This is a genomic window from uncultured Nostoc sp. (genome assembly GCF_964247315.1).
Classification (GTDB): Bacteria; Cyanobacteriota; Cyanobacteriia; order Cyanobacteriales; family Nostocaceae; genus Nostoc.
This window is the reverse complement of sequence record NZ_CAXTTT010000126.1, coordinates 1-21,700: the sequence shown is the minus strand read 5'-3', so window position 1 is coordinate 21,700 and position 21,700 is coordinate 1. Positions and strand designations below refer to the sequence as shown.

The following is a 21,700-nucleotide window of genomic DNA, read 5'->3' as shown; positions in this document are numbered from 1 at the left end:
GGCATCTGCGTAGCGTCCCTGGCTCCGGTACAGTAGAGCTAAATTATTCAAGCTAGTTGCCACATCGGGATGCTGCTCACCCAGCAAGCGTTTATTCATTTCTAAAGCTTGGCGATACAAGGGTTCGGCATCTGCGTAGCGTCCCTGGCTTGAGTACAGTAGAGCTAAATTATTTAAGCTAGTTGCCACAGAGGGATGCTGCTCACCCAGCAAGCGTTTATTCATTTCTAAAGCTTGGCGATACAGGGGTTCGGCATCTGCGTAGCGTCCCTGGCTCCGGTACAGTGCTGCTAAATTATTCAAGCTAGTTGCCACATCGCGATGCTCGTCGCCTAGTACCTTCTTACGAATAGCTAACACACGCTTTGCTAAGGAAATGGCTTCGCTATATTTGCCTTCATTGTAAAGTTTCTCTGCCTGTTGCTCAAGTCGTTTTGCTTCTGCCAATTGGGCAGACTGGGCAGCTGAAACAGGAGGGGTTGATTGCCCAATTGTGGGCTTTGGCATTAACACCCATAACCCAGCTGTTGCTAACAAAGTTGTTAGGGTTACTAATTGTCTGGTTCGCAGGTTATTCATTATGGTAGCTTTCCTTTCAAGTCATCTAGTTTCTGCTGTAGTTGCTGTACTTGTTGCTCATCTCCCAAAGCACGATAGCTACTTTGAGCAGCTTGCAATGACTCAAATGCCTGCTGTAAGTTGTCTAGAGTTATATCAATTTCCCCTAAACTCGCTTGGATTATTGCTTGGGCTTCCAAATTTTTTTCTGCCTTGGCTAACTTCATTGCAGTTAAATACTGCTCTTTTGCTAATCTATTTAAACCCACTTGCTGGTAGAGACTACCTAAAAGCTGATAAACTGCTGTGGTTTGGTTTCCTTGCTTAACTAAGCCTGCTAATAAATCAATTGCCGCAGTATTTAAATTATTACTTTTATATAGATATGCCAAAGCCAGAGTTTTGGACTCATCAGTTAACTGTTGCTTTTGCAATTCTGTAATTTCAGCTTTTACCCGTTTAGCATCCTCTTGACTGAGTAATGTGAATCCAGTAGGCGTTTCATTCTCAGAAGAGACTCCGTTATCAGCAGTCACAATTACCCGATAACGAGAGCCTGGTTGTAGAGTTTCCTTACCAGAATAAACAACTTCTGGCTGCTTCACTTCAGTTGTCCAATTAACTCCTGGGCCGCGTAATAGTACCTGATAGCTAGTTGCACCTTTCACCGCATTCCAACGCAGATTCAGTTTGTTATTTAAAATTGCTGTGTCACGCGGAGTAATAATATAAGGAATGGCTGGATCATTTGGGGTGCGAGTATTAACGCGGTTACTACCGTTTCTGATGAGAATCACTTTTTCAGTGGATGGACAACCACTAGAAACGGGAAATTCGCCTTGAGAGGTAATATTCCAAGTCGATAAGTTATTACAAAAAACTTTGGCAGACGATCCTTTTCCTAACCGCAAACGATCTGAGGGATTTAGTAAAGTACCTATATATACTTGCTGGTAGCTGTTACGCCCATCTCTCTTAATCTGGACATTGCCACTAATCCCAAAAATAAAATTCAGGCTATTTTGTTGAGTCAGCCCAGATGTTGTTACTATCACCAAGGGTAAGCTAAGTAATATTCCAGTTAGCTTAATCAATTTGCGGTATTTTGGCATCCTCTACCTGCTTTTTTTAATTTTTGTTGAGCTAGATATAACCATGTGTCCTCTTCAGGCTTGAGGGTAGAACCTTGTTGACAGCACTTCTGCCATTGCTCTAGTGCAGTTGATTGTTTTTGCCGTTCCATCACCTGCGCTAAGATACAGTGTGCAGAACCAGAATTACGGAAATCTTTTGCTGTTTCTGGGTTATTTGCAATGCCAATAGCCGCTAGTAAGGTTGCTTGTGCTGCGTCATCTCTGCCTTGCTCAAACCTCACCCATCCGAGATTTTTAAATAGGTTATATCTGACTTTGGGCGAGCTATTCTGTTCGTTGGCTTTCAACAGTCCGTTTTGTAGTAAAGCTGTAGCTTGGGGATATTTTTTATCCAGAATATACAAGCGAGCTAAATTGTTATAGGCATCAGTAACGTCACTACCAACGACGATTTGATAATGCTTTTTTGCTTTTTCAAAATCTTGTAAATCCTCGTAAAGATTGCCGAGATTGTAATGAGCATCTACATTGTCGACATCTAAGGAAATTGCTTTGAGGTAATCTTGTTCCGCTGCTCTTAATTTACCGTTATCGTAATTATTTTTCCCCTGACTATTATAGAGTTGAGAAATTGATGGTAGAGCTAACCAAAAACTGATTAAGAATCCTGTCATTAATAGAGTTGAACCAAACTTAGCTTCTTCTTGTAAATGTTGGGGAATATTCAGTTTTGTTAGTAGTTTCTCAAATCCTTCTTTACCAGCTTTAGTTAATTCGCTACTTGCTTGTAACAAGGCAAGAATACTCGGTAAAATAACTGCTGAAGCTCCTAATAATCCTGCTCCCCCGCTGAGAAAGCGAGTAGCAATATTGATGAGTAAACTGAGATTAGCAGTCCAGCCTGCAACTGTTAAACCTTTCCATAACCAATCCAAGTTATCCCACTTGTGGACAGGTGCAAAATTTTCTAACTTCCACCACCAAGCTTCTGCTGAGGGATGTACGCTCTCTCGCCACTCAGCAAATTGCTCGGTTTTAATAACTTTGGTAATCTTTTGTGCTTGTTTTCTGAGTTCTGCATCTAACTCCAAAACCTGCTTCAATCTGCTGGTAGGAATGGTTGTTGCTTCCTTGAAAGCCACCTGCACAGCATTTCTAGCATTTAACACGTCCAAAACCTGCTCGGCATTGATCGCATCAGTTTTTTCTAACCTGTCAATTGCTGCTTTATAATGCTTAAGGGTTGTGTCTAGCGGAGAGTCGCTCATCCGTAATTCAGTAACTGGGCGTAAATCTAAATTTTATCGTTAGCAACGCCCAATTTATTGTTTTTCTAATATTACTGCTGGTTGGAACTCAGGAGCGATCGCTATTTTCTAACTCACATTACCCACTGCTAATATTTGTTCAACTGTCAGCGCAATTTCTGGAAGAGTATAGACGTTCTGTAGTTGTCTATGTTATAGCGCAACTTTTAAATAAAGGTTTTTTTGAGGTAGCCCTCAAAAAATCATAAGGAATTGTGTATAACTATAAAAAAGTTGTACAATTTACGCGCCTACAAGCACTATGTTATCGTTGGCTACTCAGAAGCTTTGAAAAAATTAGGACTTACGCAACTGTCACAAACAATGGCGCGGTGTAGCCGCGCCGCGCGCTAAATAACTAGGCAAGAAACATGGGAACAGCCGGACGTTTTAGTTGTTGAACTAAATAATTTGATAACAATCCATGCTTAATTTGATAGATTGTTTGACCAGTTGTATAAGCTAAATCTTTGAGCCTAAGCCAGACTAAAATAGCGCAGGCAATATGATTTCTTTGAATACGAGCCTTACGGCATTGACAGGATTCAATACCAGTCAATTGCTTTAATTCCCGATGAAACTCCTCAACTTTCCATCGAACCTTACACACTTGTTGTATAACGTCCGTAGAATCTTGAGATAAATCGTTCGTAGCGATAAAATCCGTTCTGTCGGTGGAGACAGTTACCCGGAACAGTTTCACTTTTTTAGCTTGAGGAAACTTTTTTAGTATATTTAGCTTTCAGCAAAAAAACGAATAAAACGGTTAAACAATTCTATAAACTCCTTACTCATAAAGGTTTAGGATACTTCAATAAGTTCAAGATTAAGTTGAGAAGTTCTGCTACGGCAAAATCTTATGCGAGCGCATCCTCCTACAATCTCTTCTCATCATGAACCTTAATATTTACATAGCTCAAATTTCTCATAAAGCGCCGCGAAAGTCGTCCCTGGGCAATCGCACGACTCTCTTGCTTAAATGCCAGTAATCTTTCATGCTGGAAATCAAAATCTCGACCTTGTGATCGCATTCTAACTACAAACCTCACGTGTGAGATTGATTTTAGGAATTATGCAATCGTTTCTCTGTGAAAAATCTTATGGCTGTTATCTAAAGATTAAGTAGGTGGGCATGGAAAAAACAATATATGTAAAGCAATGTTAAGAAGAAAGATGGTTGTTGAATTTGAAACGTTCTGTACCGTAATTATTTCGTTCTCCTCTGGCTTCTATCCCATCAATAACTGCATAAGCTAGGTCTAATTCGTCATCAAACATCTGTCCAGAAATTTCATGTTTTTTGAGTTGTTGCCACTCTAGTTCAATTCTATTCATCTCTGAACAATATGTAGGCAGAAAGAAAATATATAATCCCATGTGTTCCCACTGAGTCCAATATTGTTGTACATCAAGAGATTTATGTATGGAACCATTATCTTGAACTATTACTCTTATACGTCCAGTAGCCTTGATTTCTTGTTCTGCCTGAATAGCCTCATATTCCATCATTTTCAGATAAGATTCACTAGTGATGCTACCAATAACTAAGCCATAAATAAAACTTACTAATGGTTGAAACAAACCAAGAATACTTAATCTTCTACCACGCCGTTTACTTTGCTCTAAGCGCTTTTGTTGTCCTATTGGATAATATGTATAACCGGGTGTACACCACATACAAAAGGCGGATTCATCTAAATATTTCAGGTCTATCTCGCCAGCTGCCGCAGCTAGCTCTAGCATTTCAAGGTCTGCCTGTTTGAGCTTTCGTGTTACAGGGTCTTGCTTTTTTCTATGACTAATTCTGGCTCTTTTCCAATTAATCCCCTTTTTTTGAGTACCCTTCTAATTCTGTCGGGACTCAACTTAATATTTCTTTCTTTCTCTAGCTTTCTTGATAATTGCCGACTATTATATGTGCGCGGCTCGGTTTTCAGGCATTCTTCTAAATAAACAATATCCTCTTCTTTCCACTTTTTTATTCCGGCTCTACCCGGAGCATCCCATAGTCCTCCTAAACCTTTTTTCTCCCACTTATGAAGCGTTTCTCTTACTGTTTGCTCTGTCCAATTAAAATGGGCTGCTATTTTTTCGATGTACCATCCGTGAGAATTTAATCTGACTGCCAAGGCTCGATATGAGTACTTTCTGCGACACCGTTGTTGCTGTCCTTAACTCAAATGAGGTTCGATCTTCTTCACGGTTCAGAAATACTCTTAGACGCGCTCCCATATTTTATACCTTTTTTCATAATTTCTCCGTGTTTACTTATTGTTACACATTTCGGTTTTTCCCCGCCCACCTACTTAACTGCTGTTTTTGTACTGCCACCATGTTGAGTGACCCTGGGACGACACCTAATTTTTACGGTTCCTTTGGTAAACGCATCATCACTAGCTTTAGCCGACCAAATATAAGCTTCACCAGCACCCAGATTACTCATATTTTCTGGAGTCAGAGTGTTAAGCGATACATTGGCTTTTTGAATATGCTTTAGCCAAGCTGGTGAATTGAACTGATGCATTATTATGTGTGAGGATAATTCAATGAGAGACGTGGGAACTGATGGTGGATCTTGTGAAGCAACCATGATACTAGTTCCCTTGTGCCGCATTTCTCGAACTACCTCGATTAGTCCAGCTACTAGGTCTGGGCTTTCTATGTATTTGTGTGCTTCATCAAAAACAACAAGTTTGTTAAATAGCTGTCCATTATGAGTTGCCTCGGAAAGAATTTGCAATAAAACAACGAAAAGTCCCAAAGCCTCGTCTTTTTCAATAAACTCATCTCGTAAATCCACGATTATTAAGCGACCGGGAAGAATAGTATCAGTCAGGCGACGGCTATCATCAATATATTCAGCCGCAAATTCTAATCTAGTTCTTGCCAAATCTTTTAAATGATCTGATAGAGAAGAGTTTTCTACGCCTTGAAGAATTTCTTGAAGAGTTATTTGGTCGCGTAATCTTCTCATAATTTGGTTGATTTGACGCAAATACATACTTTGGCTACCAACAGCACCCATCAAAAATCTCCAATGTGTAGCTTTTAGTTCTGATGCGGCAAAGGTAAGAGGAAGAACTTCTATATTTGGGTACTCAGCTTTTCTTTCTTCAAGTTTTGCAGAGGGAACAAGAATTACGACATCGTTAAGCGAGGCTGGTTCTGCCCCAAATCTTTCCCTTAACAGAGCAATCTGAGCAGACTCGGAGTTGGCAGAAACCATTGAGGTAAACTCTGGTTTGTAATCTTGGGTTGGACTGTAGTGAAAAATTACAGTTGCTAGAGGACTTGGTAAAATGTTGATATTTGAAATGGGCATACAAGCCATTTCAACAATACTCCCTAATGTGTAACTTTTTCCTGCTCCCTGAACTCCAAAAAGGCTGATGGTATGAGTTTGATTCAAGTCTAAGGCAACCTTACGCCCAGATGTTTCTCCTAAAATTCCATACTGGGGTGTTGGAGATTGAACACCAAGCATTATGTCATAAGTCAGTTCAGTTTGAGGTATATCATCAGTCTCTATCTCTAGTGGTAAAGGTAAGACAATATTTTCTGGTGATTTAATAATCTCAATAGGTTGGGAGATATCTTGCTGTTCTTTTTGTGTTTTAGGTTCTACTTTATAACCTTCGATTTCTCTATCCAAATTTGAGAATACTTTAGGCTGTTCTTGTTTTGGGGAAATATTTTGTTCTTTATCCTTTGTAAAATCATCCCAAGTTGTAGACCATTCCCTTGATGGGACAAGAAAAGCGGCTGAAGCCAGACGGGGGATTGAGTCTATAACATCTTTTTGTTTTAACTCTTGTGTAATCTCTTCTTGCTCAAAATATTGAGTGATTTTTGTGAGAACTGGTTGTGCTAAAGCAATCAATTCTTCAATTAAATCGATACCGATGCGATGAAATTCAATTCCTCGGTCATACTCCGGTGGTTCAGTCCCCGGTTTTTGAAAATCAAAAATTAGCCCACTTTGAGTAAATTGCAACGTATAACCATCTTCTAAAGTCGTTAGTAAATTTCTAGCTTCATTGGCAGCATCTTTATCGATTTCTCCATATCGTAAAGCTCGGTCTAAGTAAAATTCCAATATAGTTGCAAACTCACGAATTTTTAGTAGAAAGTCTGGTCTTTCTTTTGGTTCAAAGTGTAAACACAAAACATTTTTAGATTGATTAATTTGTTCTGAAATTTCATCTTTCAATCGATTGAAATTACTAACACTTCCCACTCGTGCATAGCATTTTACCTCAACTAAATTACAAACTATAGTCCGAGTTGTGACATTTAGGTCGAAAAGTGCTAAATCTGTCCTTTGAAGGGTAACTGAGTTACCCAATGCCTCTGCTTGCTGCTTTGCTTTTTGAAATAATTCTATATGGGCATCAAGCGGCAGTATAATTTGGTTTGATAATGCTCCTTGATACTGCAAAAATAGACGAGCTAAAGCTAGTCCTAGTGCCTCTGTCTGCTGGTTAGCAGATGAAATTAGTTTTAATGCTAGTCGTCCAGAAAGTGATCGCAATTGTTCAAGGATAACTCCTGCATGACTTCCTTCAGCTTTGAGTCCATGTTGCTCTAGCACTTGGGACAAAACTGATTCTAGTTCTGATAAAGAGCGCGAAGTAATAACCAACCGATGTCCAACACTAGCAGTAGTATTGGGAACATAGTCAACTAAGTAAGGGGGGCGATCGCTCTGACCACCATGATCGAAAAATTCAATGCCGATATTACGATCAATGGTGAAGACCCAATCACAGACATTATGAATATGGTGCAATAATTCCCGTTGTTCTGCATTTAGACCCAACGCTACCACTGGACGATTTTCAAAAACTGGTATCCCTGTAGCAACAGTAGCAGTTGCGCCGGACATTATTTTCGGTAATTCAGCCAATAAATCAATCAAGCTTTCCGCACCAAGAAGAGGAAGTGCCTTTCCATGACACGGTTGTCGCCGCCAGAAAATACCGCTTTCATCATCTTGGAATTCGATAACAAAGTCTTGAATTAGACCATGTAACGATGCAATTTCTTTTGGTTGGAAGGGTGGTGCTGAACCAATTTCTTTTGCAGGAAATAAATCTATTAATATGCTGATGTGGGCTTGGTACTTATTTTCTGATTCTGGGTTACGAAAATCATTAACGGAATGAACCGCCAAACTTAACTTTGGAAATAAATAACTTCCACTAGATGTAGAAAAAGCATCAACTACTTCTGAAGTTATGTTAGCAGTTGGTGTAAGGAGTTGTTCTATGGCTTCACCAACTCCTGGTGCTTCTGGATCGGGGACAAATAAGCGGATCTCATACCGTAAATCTTGAAATGCTTCCCGCTTTTGCAATAAAATCATGGCATCTGCAAGGATGCTGGCACGACCTGAATTAAAAGCATTAATAGTGAGTGTGCGGATATAAGAATTTTGTACCAAATACCTTTCAATCCGAGAAGCTAAGACTTCAGCATTCACCGCAGCACCAATGGTAGGTTCTGGTAGCCTAAAAGCAGCACAAACTTCTCCTAACAAGCCGCGTGTGTTTTCTTCGGTTGATGGAGCATACAGCGACCAGAAGAAATTAATATTATCAACTGTAATGAAAACTCTGCCATCAGTTAGGGGTAAAGTTGGGGGTACATTTAAAGGTACAAACCCCTGCAAAATACTATCTCGCGCAGAACCCACATATTCTTTTTGTCCATTGGAGGCAGCAGCAACCCAGGATTGTGCAACTTGACTCCATGTAGTTAGCCATAAAGCACGTAGCGGATGGGTTGGCCCCAATAATATGGCTTCCCGTGTTTGTCCTCGGAAGTCTATAACTTCTAAGCGCACAGTATCTACCAAAAGTACTTTTTTCAAATCACTGAAAGATTGCCAGTCTGAACCATTACTTTTTTCTACTTTACGGCACAAGTCAACTAATAGTTCGCTATATGCGGCGGCGTACTCATAACAAGAGTCTTTCAAAGCAACAAAATTAACTGCCTGAGAAATAAGGTTTTTATCTCCTGAAAGAATGGCGGCGAAATAATCAGCACGGGTTGATAAAAAACTTGATGCTAATGCTGATTTTGGAAAATCAAGAATATCTTGTGAGGGAGAACCAACTTGACCCATTTTGACCTGTATTTTCCAACTTACAGGACTTTGTGGAGATGTTAATATTGCCAGTTCTAAATCTTTTAAGCATGGTGCTACAGGGATACGAAATTTGCCATCCCGACCAAATTTAATTTCTAAGGCTTCTTGGGCTGTACTGCGAGTTTTGCTACTTTTTTCACCCCAGACTACATCTTTAAGAGTAACTGCGTTAGGATCGCGATTCTCGGCAATAGTTACAAACTGAAGTTTCAGTTTAGCGTGTTCTAAGCTTGTTTCTTCAGAAAACTTGATTTCTGGTGGTTCTGCATCAATTTCAGCATTAGGAAGTACATAAAATAATTCACTTTCATAAGGCTTTATCTGGGCAAGAGTTGAACTATTATCTGGTTAAGCTAAAGGTATTGGATCATCATTCTCTGTCCAAGGTAAAACCCTAACAAAATGCCAGCCTTCTTCAAATTCAAATTTATCGAGTTTATCTAAAGTAACATTTTTATTTTGGTTTTTTGTTTTCCATACTTTAACTTTTTTAGCACTTCCAACAGTACAACCATCTTGCGTCATAATTTGGATGCTAAAGTGAGCTAGCCCCTCTATTTGTTGAGGGTGAGGGTCTACCTTAAATTCCACTTTAAATTTTTTCTGCTCTTTAGGAACTAATACTTGTTGACCAATGAGGCTTTGTAAATTCTGATTAGTTTCATTATCTTGAACAAATGTTAGCCCAACATCTAGAACTTCTATCGATACTTTATCAGGACTAACTTCTTCCTGAAATTTCCATTTATCAAAAGAAATATCCCAATTTTTTTTGATTTATTACAACTTGCTTAGTCCAGGTACGAGGGTCTTCTAAACCTACTTCTACTAAAAACTCAGTTAATCTATTTTGAACTATTTTGTCTGTTAACTCTAAATCTAAAACTCTGCCTCGAATCGATTTGTCAAAATTTAAGGTAAGTTTTTGCATCGATTTTAAATTCTTGCGAATTTTAAAAGTGGTAGTTGTAGGTTCATCAAACAAATGAAAATCTGGAACCAAGCCCAATTCATATAATGCAGCCCCAAAGGTATCTCCATCTATTCCATTAATTACTGCTGTTTGCAAAAAACGCGCTTGCGTTACTGCATTAGCCCAACGCCATTTTTCTTGGGTTAAATACCTCAAAATTTCTTTAACATAACCTTGTGAAGTGTCGGAACTTGCTGAATGAGTTTTTGAACCAGTTGCTGATAAACATCAGCCAGAGAAATTTCTTCAAATGATGCAACGTTGAAGGAATCTTCTGCATTCGTTTGCAGATTGGATGGTAAAAAAATAAGTAGTGGTGGTCGCAATGAACCATCAGGTAAAGGGTTGCGTAGTTCAATTAACTTGGTAGATGAAATATATAAATTTGCATTGTCAGTATTTTGACCGTTACCATTCAAAATAAAAATCTGTGCTTCTGGGACTTCTCGGCGCAAGCTGCGTGTCAGTACCATCATCAGATGCGAGTCTAAATCTGCGACTCGCATACAATGGCCTTTGCTGCGTGAAGCAAGAATATCTTTCAGGCGCGGCAATAATAATGATTCTAAAGCTTGAGTTAATTCATCATCCTGAAGTTCCTGAAAACCTTGGCTCATCTGTTACCTCCCTGAGTTCTCAGTAGTTATGGTATAACGAGGAGTAACTGTTTGGGTAACATAGGCATCCGAGAGGTCTTGGAAAAATCCAATTTCGCGCAGACGAGTCTTAAAAGCTGTAACATTTTTTCGCAGTGCCTGTTGATCTACAATGCTGGGTTGTCCGAAGCCATCACCAGGGGGTAAGCGGTCAATGTAGAGACCATAGCGATCGCGTAGCAATGTTAGCAGTTCATCAACTCTAATTTCACGGGTCACAAAGCTTGTTCCTTTGGGTTCTAAAACAGCAATTTGTAATAGTACTTCAAGTAATCGACTTCCTAGAGCAAACCAGCGTGGGCTACCTTTAGCACGAGATTGGCGTAGCAAGCCTAAATCACTATTTTTTAGCAACAAAGCATCCAAGCATTTGATAATCGCCTCCCGATGGTAACTGCCTCGAAGAGCTACTATTATTTCTATGTAAGTATCAAATTCTCCCAAATTCATATTTATAATGCGTTGCACTTCTGGAGGAATGGAAGATTCTGCTCCTCCTTGCTGATACCTTTCTATGAGTGGCGTGATTCTTGATTTAAAATAATCCTCTCGCTCTTTATTTTTAGAAGAATGTAAAAGTTGTAAAACTTCTCCAACAGAGAAATAATTGCCAGCAGGTGATAACTTATTTCTTGTTTTTAAATATTCAGCCATTTCATCCAATTTTTTAGTAATGAAATGGGCTTCAATATAACCTGGTATGCGGCGGTAATGAGTATCTGCACTATGACGAGCCAACTCGGTCATATGGGGGTTGGTGGGGTCGCCCATATCAACTACTAGCCCAATACGGTGCGGACAATCACCATGCGGTGAAGATGTTCTGGGTTTTACGGGACAGCGATCGCACGTTGGGTCACTTCCACACCGCTTTACTAACGCTGGTAAAAGTTTCATCAGGCGCAGGTGGTAAAGCCCTAAATGAAATGACAACAGCGTTTTAAGGTAATCCACCAGAACTGAGCGGGGCATATAATTTTTATAGGTCAGCAAACGAAGAATATCATCTGCTAGCAAGTCTGCTTGACCAATACAAAGGGGAGAATATCTTTCAGGTTCTCTGGAACGGTCTTCAGCATCTTTTTTCACCTGATTATCAAAATGTAGAATTGCCTGAGTTTCTACATCAATTCTTTGGTCTGAAAGCAAAATGCGGTCAGTTTGTTGGTCAAGCCCCGCAAAAATAAACTCCTTCAACGCATCCCTTGCAGCTTGACCCAAACCCTTACGGGCGTAATAAATCATCCAATAAATTTGCTCAGATGAACCATAATCTCTAGCGTGTTTAGTATTTCTGTATTTATAAGCATTACCGTGTAGTGGTCGAGGCGATACAACAGCTTGGGTCGCTTTTCCTCGATTAACTAAATCCAATAAATCAGTTTCTAGCCATTTATAAACAATATCCTTATAGTCAGCAAAGCCAACAAATTTATCCTGATTTTCTTCTTCTATAAATTCTTCTAAAAATTTATCTATAGTCAATATAATGCTGGAACTTCTAACTCTACCTGGGTAGCCATCAAATTTCAATCGAGGAAAAAAGTTGAGTAAAGCCCTGTCGATTTCAATATGCTTGTAGTCAACATAAGTTATTTTGCTAAGTGCAAAAGCTTTGTCTTTTTTATCGAGTCCCATTAAATTCCCTCTTGGACTTGTGTCAGCGATAGATTACCAACTTCATCGCGGCTGATATTATAAAAATCTTGTCCGGTTTCTGTGAGCAAAACTTCTCGGTATGGGGCTGAAGCCAATAGATTTTTGAATACCGCTAAACTCCGGTAAAGCCCTTGTTGTTCTTCAACACTGGGACGATAGCCATCATCAAGTCTTTTCAGCATTTCATATACGTCCAAGTTTATACTTAACTCTGCATTATGGCTCATCACAGAATGATACTGAAGGAAGAAGGCTTGTGGCAAAAATTCTATAAAACAAGTAATTCCTCCAGCTTCACGAAGTTGAATGCTAAAACTTGCACTATCAAATACACGGTAACTGCGGATAGTACCATTGTTGACTTGGCGGACTCGTAGGGCTAGTTTATTCCCAAGACGAGATGGGTTTCTCAGACCCTCGCCCCTGTTGATAGCGCGTAAAAGTGGTTGCACTTCCTTGGTTAAGTCTTCCTGTTTTGTTACTAACTTCAAAAAATATTCAAAATGACGGTAGGGTAGCATTTGTTGCCATCCTGAATCACGACGTTCAAAGTATTGCCGCCGTCGTAGCATAGCAATATATTTCTTATATGCTTTTTGACCATTGTCTTCGATTTTACTTCGATAGTCACGAGGTAGTTCCTCAAATGTCCTTTGTAATAAATGGTCATCATTGCGGCTGCGGTCTGAGAAGTTAAACCGCCCCATTTCTTTAGCACCGGGTTCTAAAAAGGCAAAACTGCGGTCAAGGCTGGGATTGCTGGTTTCTCCGAGATCAATTTCTCGCAGCAGGGAAATTAGACGATCGCCTGAACCCCCTATACCTCCCATCCAAGAATTAAAATAAAAGCCATCAAGGATGTGTTGTCGTGCTTCGGGAGTGCTTTGGCGATAAAGTTCGTGAACCTCGTCGCAATCTCTTGTTCCCGCCAGCATGAAGGCTAAAGCAGAACGTAAATCGCGCAAGGTTATGTGTAAGCGTCCCCGCAGGTGGGTGATGGTATATAAGGTTTTGAGCCTTTCAATCACCTTGGGACTTGCTTTCTCATCTATGAAGGTTTGGGCATTGTGGAAGACATAACATCTTTCTTTCAAGTCGCAATTACCGCAAGCTTGCCAAAAGCGCGGTTCAGTCATGCGGCGGATTAATCTCTCAAAAATTGAGTTATTTTCCTCACCTAAGTTGGCGACTACTGACCGAAGATTAAGGTTGATGACTGCAACACCCTCTTCTGGATCTGCACCTTTTATACCATTCTTAACGATTTTAGCGAGTTTGGGAAAGCGCTTTTCATGTTCAGATAAAAAGTCAACTAGGCGGCCTTCATTAATCGCAATTAACCGCGTTTCGTTGGTTTGCCAATTTTTTGTATTTGACCCTTGGAAGGGGGCTAAAAATTCTAACAATACCTCGTTATTAACTTTCTCTCCTTCATCTTGGCTACCATCGTAATTGGTAAAGAAAGTTCGTTCTCCTATTTGGAACTCGGAACCGTTTAGTCCTCGTTGCAATTGAGTGTTTTCTTTCTCAGCTTGCTTTTCTAATTGTTGAATAAAGGCTGTTTTACCATCACCTGCATTACAGGGCAAACGCATCTAAATTACTCTTGATCACAACCAAGGTTAAGAACCAACGAAAAAATCAGCATTTATCGTTTGGTTTAGTTTCCCAAGCTCAAAGTGATCGCTTCAACCTGTGTCAATAAGCAACAATTAATGCGACTATTTGGGAGCTTATTGAAAATACAATCCTTTTGTTGACATGATGCGGCCGCCCTGCACCTGCATTACCGGAAACAATCACCAAGTTAAATTCACCCGCTAAAATTGCAGGTTGTAATGCTTGGTCTAAGAGTGTGGGTACATAAGTTAGTTCGCCTATTTTATCCAATCCCCTTGTTCCAGCATTGGTTTGTTGACTCTGGCTGTACAAGGTAAGTAGATGACTAACAAAGGGATTGAAATTAGGTTTAGAAGTATCTGTTAAGGTCGTTGGAAGGGATTCAGTTGTTAGCGGGGTGGGTTGAGACACCTTTTTTGGATGTTTAATTGCATCCAAAGCTTCAGCAAATTCCTTAGCACAAGAAAATCTATCAACTCTGCGTGGTGCGATCGCCTTCATCAAGAATTGCACTAATTCTTCACTCAAATCCTTACAAGCAGTAAAACTTCGTGGATCGCGGGGTTGCTTGTCTCGCCTTAGCTTGGGGTCTTGGTCGTCGAAGGGATATTTACCTGTAATGCACTCATAGAAAGTGATTCCCAGTGCATAAATGTCGCGGTCAATTTTTTGGGCTTGATCAATTTGGTCTAAATCTAAAGTCAAGTCAAAATCCGGTGGGATATATGCCCTAGTTCCGCCGCCTGTAGTGCTTTCATCTCTTTCTGAGACAGCGACGTTAAAATCTATGATGCGGACTCCCTTGTCTGTCAGTAACAAGTTGGAAGGCTTAATATCTTGATGATAAACACGATTTTCGTGCAGATGTGCTAACCCTGCGGCAGTTTGTAGTGCAATTGTTACTGCATCTTCCAAGGAAAGGGCTTCTGTTTCTAGGAGTTTTTCTACATCTTCTCCATCAATATAATCAAATAAGATATAGGGCGTATCATCTGGGAATTTACTAGCAATAATAACTTTGACAATATAAGGATGTTCGGGAATATATAAGAGTGTTTTGTATTCTTTTACCAAACGCTGGTAAATTGATTGTTTATCGCGGGTGATAAGTTTCATTACTAAATCCCTATCTCCCATCGAATCAAAAACTTTGTAGGCTACCCCAAATCCACCTTGACCCAGACGCTTTTGAATAATAAATTGATTACCAAGAACATAATCTGCTGGTAAATTCCGCAAGTCTATTTCAGCTAAAGATTTAGGGTTTTCCCCCGTATTATACTGAGGTATCACTGATGATTTGGGTGTAATAATATTGTTGAGTTCCACCAGTGTAACTGCTGCACTTATAAAGCGTTCTTCAGGGTCAAAAGCGCAAAGTTTCTGCAACCATTCATCCATACCTGTTGGGAGGTCTGGTTTATAGGCGGATGGTTTCTCTGGAAAAATACCATCGCAGTCAAAAACTTGAAAAATATTCTCAAAAGCTGTTTGTCCCGTTAATAATTCGTAAAACACCAACCCCACGGAGAATAAATCTGAGGCGATACTGGCTTGGGTGGGGTCGCGGTAACATTCAGGTGCTTGGTAGTTATAGTCAAGCTCGTCTACAATATTTTCTGCAATCGTACTGCTGCGGTTTTTTGTCACCCTGGCATAGTCAAAACCAGTCAGCCGCGCATTCCCATCAGGAGTGACTAAAATAGCATCTAGTGTCAGGTTGCGGTGGATAACTTCGTATTTGTGGGCGTGGTCAAGGGCTGAAAGAATATCTTGGATTATGCCAATTTTTTGGTCAAAAGTAAGTGCTAAATTTGGTTTTCTAACGTGCTGGCTGAGGGGTTCTCCGACGATATCTTCTATAACTAAAATGAATTTATCTTCTGCTTCAGTAGTAAAAAATTCTGTTAATTTTAATATGTTTGGATGCCCAGGCATTTGCACCATTGAACGATAAGCATTACTAATCAGATTGCGTTGGCGATCGCGGATGCTATGCTCTTGGTAGGGGTCAACTTCATAAACGCGCAGTCGGGCTATTCCTCCGCGTTTACCGATAAAAATATGCTTGGCGCGATATTCTGTATATTTATCTGGGGTTCCTCCCAGTTCCTCTTCTATTTGCCATTCACGGTAAATAGTAGGCGCAGACTTGGGACGGGCTTTCCCGACGATTGCTTGTTCAATATTGGTGTGAAAAGAACGAATATCCTGTGAACGATGGCTAGGAATATGACCTTTGCCTTTGAAATAAGTTAGGCATTTTTGATTGAGGTAAGTGATATCATCTTCATCAGAACTCCCATGAGCATCGACATGAGAGTTAGGGGCTGTCATTAAAATTGCAGCGTGGACGTGAATTTGCTTGAGGTCTGTTTTGGTGGGATGAGTATCACAAATTAAAGATTTGATAACCTTAGCATTTTGTCTGCACTTTGCTAATGGCGCACCAATATTACCTCGTCCTTCTGGATACCATTTTGAATTATAAATATCAATTAGTCCGGGAATACCTTTAACATCAACAATAAAAATGCTGTGAGGGGCGATGATGGCTAGGTCAATTTCATATTTTTCTTTGCCTTGGGGAATTTCAAAGTTATGGATAATTATGTAAGTATCAGGTAAGTTATCGCGGATAAATTTAATTGCTTGGCGTTCGGAGTCATTGACGGGTTGACCAATAGCGATGACTTTAGCAACCATTAAGCACCTCCCAAAGAAATAGCCTGTTCAACAATTGCAACCGCCTCATCTTCTAAAATATTTGAGAGATGGCGCTTTTCATAAGCATCTACAACAAGTTCGTGAATTTTTTGCTGTATTTCTTGAGCAGGATAAGGGATTGGTAAATTAGGAATAAAGTCAGGGTGAAGGTATTGTAATTTACTACCGAATGCGATAGACCTAAGCATTCTAAATGCTGTTTCTGATCTCATAAAAGCAAAAAGGCAACCTCTAGGCATAATCGCTTCATCTGCTACCACACGCACGAATAATTCTGAGTATGCCATTGATACTGCTGAACCCCAAATAATTTCAGAACGACAGTAAAGTTCACTTTCTCCAAGAGTTCCTGTTGCTGCTATTAAAATAGTTCCTGGTTGAACAAAAACATCATCTCCTAACGCAGATTTAACAACCCACCTTCCTTCAGGTCTTAACCAAAAAAGTTGTCTTTGTCCTATTAATTGACATCCAAATTCAGGGTCAGCATCAATACGTTTATATCTCCCTCCTCGTTGCAAAGTTCCAGGTACACAAATTTCACCAAGCTCTTTATATTTGGTAGATTTAATATTTTCACACAACTTTTTAAATCTTGGATTAAAGTTGGCGGCACGAAGAGAAACATGGGACTCTAGATTATGAGAAAAACCGAGGTCTGTCCCCATCTTATGCCAATCAACAGCCGTAATATCCTTGAGTCCTACTGCGCTGAAAAGCCGATGAGTTGCTTTCTTAATTTGTATTTGGTACTCACTTCTTAATCTTGCTGATTCTTCAATATTTTTATGTGCTTTATCTTCAATATATTTTCCTAGCCTTGGCACTGGTAAATCAGCAATATGTTGAGGTTCAATACTTTGAATAATTGAACCATAAGTTCCTGATATAACAATGGGTACACCAAAGCTACTGCTGAGGTAAGCATATAGATAACCTGGCAAAATCTTATCAGGGTTAGCAATAACCCGCATAAAATGCTGTGAACCAGCCATTCCCATCATCTCGGAACGGGAATAAACCATTCTTCCTATAGTTCCAGAGCAAGTTATCAAAGTCCATCCTTCATCAATTAGTAACTCTGGATGTGAAGCTACTTGTTTTTTAGATAAAAGAGTAAGATTTGATAAATCTGCTGCCAGAATATCTATACTGCCAAGGAAAGGAACACCGTATTCTGGGTCTTCAACATAATTACGAGAGAATCTGGGGCCATTAAAAATCCCTTCCATTCCTCCCTTTGTAACTTCATGTAAAGGTTGTTTCTTCCCTGGTAGCTTTTCAAGTATTACCTTTGCTTCAAAAGCCCCAGAAAGATACGGGTTACAATCCAAACGCCGCCCGTTATTTTCCATCCAAGAGGACATCACAGGAAAGTTTAGCTTAGTAGTTTTCATGCTTGACCCTCCTCAAATGGAAACCATTGCTGCATTTTAATGCACAACATTTCAAATGCTGTATCTGTACATCCTTTGACAGAGACTTTGCTGGTTATATTTTTATAAATAGCTGATGAGCGAGGAGTTCTGGAGAATTTCAAAGCATCTTCAACAGCTTTCTTCGGGTCAGCAGGTTTCAAGGACGAAGCATCCCATAAACCTTTTTGTTCTAACCACTTTCTTAAAGAAATATCTTGCCTAAAACGAAAAGCCTCTTCTACGTTGCGATTATCCTGTAGTATCCAAATCTCTAGTTCTGGGTCAATTACAATCACTGCACAATTCTCTTCATCCCAACCAGTTTCAATAAGATTTTCCATAATATTATTAGAGATTCTTTCTACCCCAGGCGACCCATCCCAAGCATTATCTAACACCACAACAGCATAGCGATGAGTTTTTTGGTAAGGACGAATTAATTCATGGGCGCGGTTATACACACCTGGGTCACTACCCGCTTCAACAATAATGTCCTGTTGTGGGTCGAATGCAAACTGCCGAATTCCCAAACTTCTATGGAACTGCTTTCTTGTCAAAAAACCCGTAAAAGCCGCCTCCATATTTTTATCAGCCAGCAAGAAGATACAATCTCTCATCCCAGTACCCCTGCTGCAAACAGGGAACCAAGGTCAATACTTCCCTGCCAATCTTGTAAACGTGGGTGTTTATTTCCGGGAATTGCCTCTGCACCATTTTCTTTACTACTTCGCATCACAATCACTGATTCTAGTTCAGTATATGCCAACACTACAGGTGAATGTGTAGATACCCAAACTTGGGAGTCATACACCGAACTCAAAGATTGTAATACTACCTCAATTGCTCTGGGGTGAATACCATTTTCTGGTTCTTCCAAAAAAATTAGACTATGCGGTTGAGGCAGATAGGGCAAAATAGTCAGTGCCAAAATATGCAGGGTTCCGTAAGATAATCCTGAAGAAGTAACAACATGATTACCCCAATACGTTAATTTGAGGTAAGCATGATAATCTTCTTCACGTTGAATGGCTTTTATTGCTACAACATTAGGCAAAGCCATTTTGACGTGTTCTACCCAAGACTTAAATAAATCTGGCTGTTCTTGTTGCAAATTCAGCACTAACCAAGGCAGATTATAACCATCTTTACGCAAAGTTTTAGGCTGACCAGGCGGACAAGCTTTCCGCAGCACTGACCAACTTGGTTCATAACGCATTACGCCTTTTTCTAAAAGATTTCTGAACCAAATAGATGCAGAAAACTTATCAATATCATTGGGTAAATTTGCTAAAGCTAATTCTTGAGGTTCCAGTCGCAAGTTAATTTTAGAGCGGCTTCGGTCTTCTTGTTTAAAAATTGTTCTTGAACCGGATTCCCGCACAATAATTGTTTGCCAATAACGAGGGCGTTTACCTCCTATTCCCCAGCCTTCTTTGGGTTCAGAGACCTTCTGCGGAACAATATACAAAAATTCATCAGTTACATGAAGCTCAATCTTATTAAAAATTTGAAACCGAATTTCATACCTAATACTCCAAGGATGTCTATTTTTATGTTCTATAACTGTGGATGGTGCATATTTAAGCAATTTAACAATAATTTCTTCAGGTAAATCAGCTTCTATGGCAAAACCAAAATAATTACCTTTGCCATAATGCAGCAACTCTTGTAAATTTTGCGCTCTCGGACTGCCGCCAATAGAAGGAGATTCCAAAAAAGCTGGTACTAATCCCTGTGATAGAATTTCGCTTAACAATAAAGGAATATCAAGCAGCGTACTTTTACCCGTGCCATTCGCACCAGCCAAAACATGATATTGACCGAGTTTAATATCAAGCCTTTCAAAGCAGCGGTAATTAAAAGCTTCTATTCGAGAAATCATATACCTGGAGTTGGGTATTGTTGACGGAACTCTCGATATTTTTCGGCAATTACAGGCAGGTCATCATCAAGTATCTTTTCTTTTCGTTTTAAAGGACGTTCAATAATACGTTCCCCAATCCGAATTCTTTCTATTTTCTCTTTCACAACCACAATTTCTTCACCATCAGGAGTCCGTTTATAAAGCGTATTTCCTCGACGGTCAAATCCTACCTTCTCTGCCACTGCCATAAATACAGGATAGTCTGTCTTACCTCCCAAATCCTCTGCCCTAATTTCCTCTTTGGTTTTCTTCTTCAGGAATAGTAAACTCGTGAGAATATTTACATTCGCCTCAACAATAAATGCCTCAACTGGAATATCCACACTAGCTAATACCCAAGAATGACGGAGAATCCACCAACGGATATATTCGGTTCCAGGATTGCCCAAAATGCCATCTGGCAAAACAATCCCCATCCTTCCACCTGGTTTTAGCCAGTTCAGACAACGTTCGACAAACAACACCTCCGGCGCAACACTCCCCTGAAGTCTGCCAGTCCTGCGAAAACTACCATCCTCAGTGCGTTCCCAAGCGTAAGCTAATTCAAACTGCTTGAGTGTATTTTGATCCGTAATCGGAATATCAGAACCAAAAGGCGGATTAGTCAACAACACATCAATTGATTCTAGGGGAATTTCCTTTTTAGCTGGTTCTAAACCGTCTAAATGCCCGTTGGGAAAATCCACAGAGTTAATGTGATAAAGATGACCTCTGCCATCTCCTGCCATCACCATATTCATCTGGCAAGCTTTAATTAGAAACGGGTCAAAATCTGCACCAAACACTTGCTTCTCGGCAAACTGGCGCAGACGTTCATTGACAGACAGAAACTCCTCTGTTGTCTCAAATCCTACTTGCACATTCGCATCTTCCCGAAACTTCTTCATCATATGGGCCAGCACTGCCACCAAAAATCCCCCGGTTCCACAAGCTGGGTCTAAAATCCGCTCATTTTCCTGGGGGTCAAGCATTGCCACCGCCAGCTTGATAATACCTCGTGGTGTAAAGTATTGGCCGCGATCGCCACGTAAATTTGCACCAACAATTTCTTGATAAGCACCACCCTTGGCATCTACATCTGTGCGTGTAAAGTCATACTTTGCCAATTCAGAAACCATAAAAGCAAGGGCGCGGTCAGAAAGGGTAATTTCCTCATTTCCCCTGAAAAGATTGCTGTAATTCTTTTTCACATCCTCAAACAACGGTATAAGTCGGTTGCGGATTTCCTTGCGTCCTTCAGTATCAAACTGTTCCTTCGGCCCCGCCCAAAATCGCCGTTGACCGCGAGGCGATTTCTGCTCATCGTGCATTTTGCAGAAAATCAGGTATAAAAACTGCCAAAATGCCGCATCCTTGGGCATTCCTTCATTCCCGTGAATGAAATTATGGCAGCGCCGGAAAGCCACACGCAGCATTTCTGGATCAGCCTTGCGGGTACGCGCACTAGAAACTACTTCCTGTGTGTCCAAAGATTCATCAGCAGGGGGCCAATCTCCTATCGGCTCAAATCGGTCTTCAAACCGCGTTTTTTGCTTTTCTAAGTAAAAGAACTCTAAACGGCGTTGCATAATATAGGGATGAATTGAGGTTATCTACTGTGCAATGTCCAT

General features: G+C 40.2%; 14 protein-coding genes and 2 pseudogenes. All 16 read right to left on the bottom strand.

Going from position 1 to position 21,700, the window contains the following annotated elements:
• Positions 1-579: tetratricopeptide repeat protein (locus ACFE93_RS28325; RefSeq protein WP_375478408.1), on the bottom strand; the 579-nt coding region annotated here is incomplete at its 3' end.
• Positions 579-1,670, bottom strand: a complete 1,092-nt coding sequence (locus ACFE93_RS28320) for a hypothetical protein (RefSeq protein WP_375478406.1) — start codon at positions 1,668-1,670, stop codon at positions 579-581. The genes ACFE93_RS28320 and ACFE93_RS28325, both read right to left, overlap by 1 nt.
• Positions 1,649-2,920, bottom strand: a complete 1,272-nt coding sequence (locus tag ACFE93_RS28315; protein WP_375478404.1) for a tetratricopeptide repeat protein — start codon at positions 2,918-2,920, stop codon at positions 1,649-1,651. The genes ACFE93_RS28320 and ACFE93_RS28315 overlap by 22 nt, the downstream gene beginning before the upstream one ends.
• Before the next feature lie 397 nt (positions 2,921-3,317).
• Positions 3,318-3,701: pseudogene (locus ACFE93_RS28310) on the bottom strand (transposase); the annotation flags it as partial.
• A 419-nt stretch (positions 3,702-4,120) separates the two neighbouring features.
• Positions 4,121-5,191, bottom strand: a pseudogene (locus tag ACFE93_RS28305) (IS630 family transposase).
• A gap of 70 nt (positions 5,192-5,261) precedes the next feature.
• On the bottom strand, positions 5,262-9,089 hold the full coding sequence (locus tag ACFE93_RS28300; protein ID WP_375478402.1) for an ATP-binding protein: 3,828 nt from the start codon (positions 9,087-9,089) through the stop codon (positions 5,262-5,264).
• Between the two features lie 372 nt (positions 9,090-9,461).
• Positions 9,462-9,704, bottom strand: coding sequence for a hypothetical protein (locus tag ACFE93_RS28295; RefSeq protein WP_375478400.1), 243 nt, complete (start codon positions 9,702-9,704; stop codon positions 9,462-9,464).
• Positions 9,705-9,861: 157 nt separating this feature from the next.
• On the bottom strand, positions 9,862-10,182 hold the full coding sequence (locus ACFE93_RS28290) for a hypothetical protein (RefSeq protein WP_375478398.1): 321 nt from the start codon (positions 10,180-10,182) through the stop codon (positions 9,862-9,864).
• Between the two features lie 56 nt (positions 10,183-10,238).
• Positions 10,239-10,703, bottom strand: coding sequence for a hypothetical protein (locus tag ACFE93_RS28285; RefSeq protein ID WP_375478396.1), 465 nt, complete (start codon positions 10,701-10,703; stop codon positions 10,239-10,241).
• Positions 10,704-10,706: 3 nt separating this feature from the next.
• Positions 10,707-12,380: a hypothetical protein gene (locus tag ACFE93_RS28280; RefSeq protein ID WP_375478394.1), complete on the bottom strand. Its 1,674-nt coding sequence runs from the start codon at positions 12,378-12,380 to the stop codon at positions 10,707-10,709.
• On the bottom strand, positions 12,380-13,996 hold the full coding sequence (locus tag ACFE93_RS28275) for a hypothetical protein (protein WP_375478392.1): 1,617 nt from the start codon (positions 13,994-13,996) through the stop codon (positions 12,380-12,382). The genes ACFE93_RS28280 and ACFE93_RS28275 overlap by 1 nt, the downstream gene beginning before the upstream one ends.
• Positions 13,997-14,099: 103 nt before the next feature.
• Positions 14,100-16,727 carry a protein kinase gene (locus ACFE93_RS28270; RefSeq protein WP_375478390.1) on the bottom strand — a complete coding sequence of 876 codons (2,628 nt, stop codon included), beginning with the start codon at positions 16,725-16,727 and terminating at the stop codon, positions 14,100-14,102.
• Positions 16,727-18,145, bottom strand: a complete 1,419-nt coding sequence (locus ACFE93_RS28265; protein WP_375478388.1) for a restriction endonuclease subunit S — start codon at positions 18,143-18,145, stop codon at positions 16,727-16,729. The genes ACFE93_RS28270 and ACFE93_RS28265 overlap by 1 nt, the downstream gene beginning before the upstream one ends.
• Positions 18,142-18,783 (bottom strand): hypothetical protein, encoded by a 642-nt coding sequence (locus ACFE93_RS28260; RefSeq protein ID WP_375478386.1) that lies wholly within the window; start codon positions 18,781-18,783, stop codon positions 18,142-18,144. The genes ACFE93_RS28265 and ACFE93_RS28260 overlap by 4 nt, the downstream gene beginning before the upstream one ends.
• Positions 18,780-20,048, bottom strand: coding sequence for an AAA family ATPase (locus tag ACFE93_RS28255; protein ID WP_375478384.1), 1,269 nt, complete (start codon positions 20,046-20,048; stop codon positions 18,780-18,782). Before ACFE93_RS28255 ends, ACFE93_RS28260 begins: the two co-directional genes overlap by 4 nt.
• A complete protein-coding gene (locus tag ACFE93_RS28250; protein ID WP_375478382.1) occupies positions 20,045-21,658 on the bottom strand; it encodes a class I SAM-dependent DNA methyltransferase in 1,614 nt (537 codons plus the stop codon). The genes ACFE93_RS28255 and ACFE93_RS28250 overlap by 4 nt, the downstream gene beginning before the upstream one ends.
• Positions 21,659-21,700: the final 42 nt, after the last annotated feature.

Bases quoted from the DNA above. Each gene is read 5' to 3' on its own strand.
- ACFE93_RS28300 (WP_375478402.1), bottom strand. From the start codon at position 9,089: ATGGGTCAAGTTGGTTCTCCCTCACAAGATATTCTTGATTTTCCAAAA.
- ACFE93_RS28315 (WP_375478404.1), bottom strand. From the start codon at position 2,920: ATGAGCGACTCTCCGCTAGACACAACCCTTAAGCATTATAAAGCAGCA.
- ACFE93_RS28255 (WP_375478384.1), bottom strand. From the start codon at position 20,048: ATGATTTCTCGAATAGAAGCTTTTAATTACCGCTGCTTTGAAAGGCTT.
- ACFE93_RS28260 (WP_375478386.1), bottom strand. From the start codon at position 18,783: ATGAGAGATTGTATCTTCTTGCTGGCTGATAAAAATATGGAGGCGGCT.
- ACFE93_RS28275 (WP_375478392.1), bottom strand. From the start codon at position 13,996: ATGCGTTTGCCCTGTAATGCAGGTGATGGTAAAACAGCCTTTATTCAA.
- ACFE93_RS28285 (WP_375478396.1), bottom strand. From the start codon at position 10,703: ATGAGCCAAGGTTTTCAGGAACTTCAGGATGATGAATTAACTCAAGCT.
- ACFE93_RS28280 (WP_375478394.1), bottom strand. From the start codon at position 12,380: ATGGGACTCGATAAAAAAGACAAAGCTTTTGCACTTAGCAAAATAACT.
- ACFE93_RS28320 (WP_375478406.1), bottom strand. From the start codon at position 1,670: ATGCCAAAATACCGCAAATTGATTAAGCTAACTGGAATATTACTTAGC.
- ACFE93_RS28250 (WP_375478382.1), bottom strand. From the start codon at position 21,658: ATGCAACGCCGTTTAGAGTTCTTTTACTTAGAAAAGCAAAAAACGCGG.
- ACFE93_RS28270 (WP_375478390.1), bottom strand. From the start codon at position 16,727: ATGGTTGCTAAAGTCATCGCTATTGGTCAACCCGTCAATGACTCCGAA.
- ACFE93_RS28265 (WP_375478388.1), bottom strand. From the start codon at position 18,145: ATGAAAACTACTAAGCTAAACTTTCCTGTGATGTCCTCTTGGATGGAA.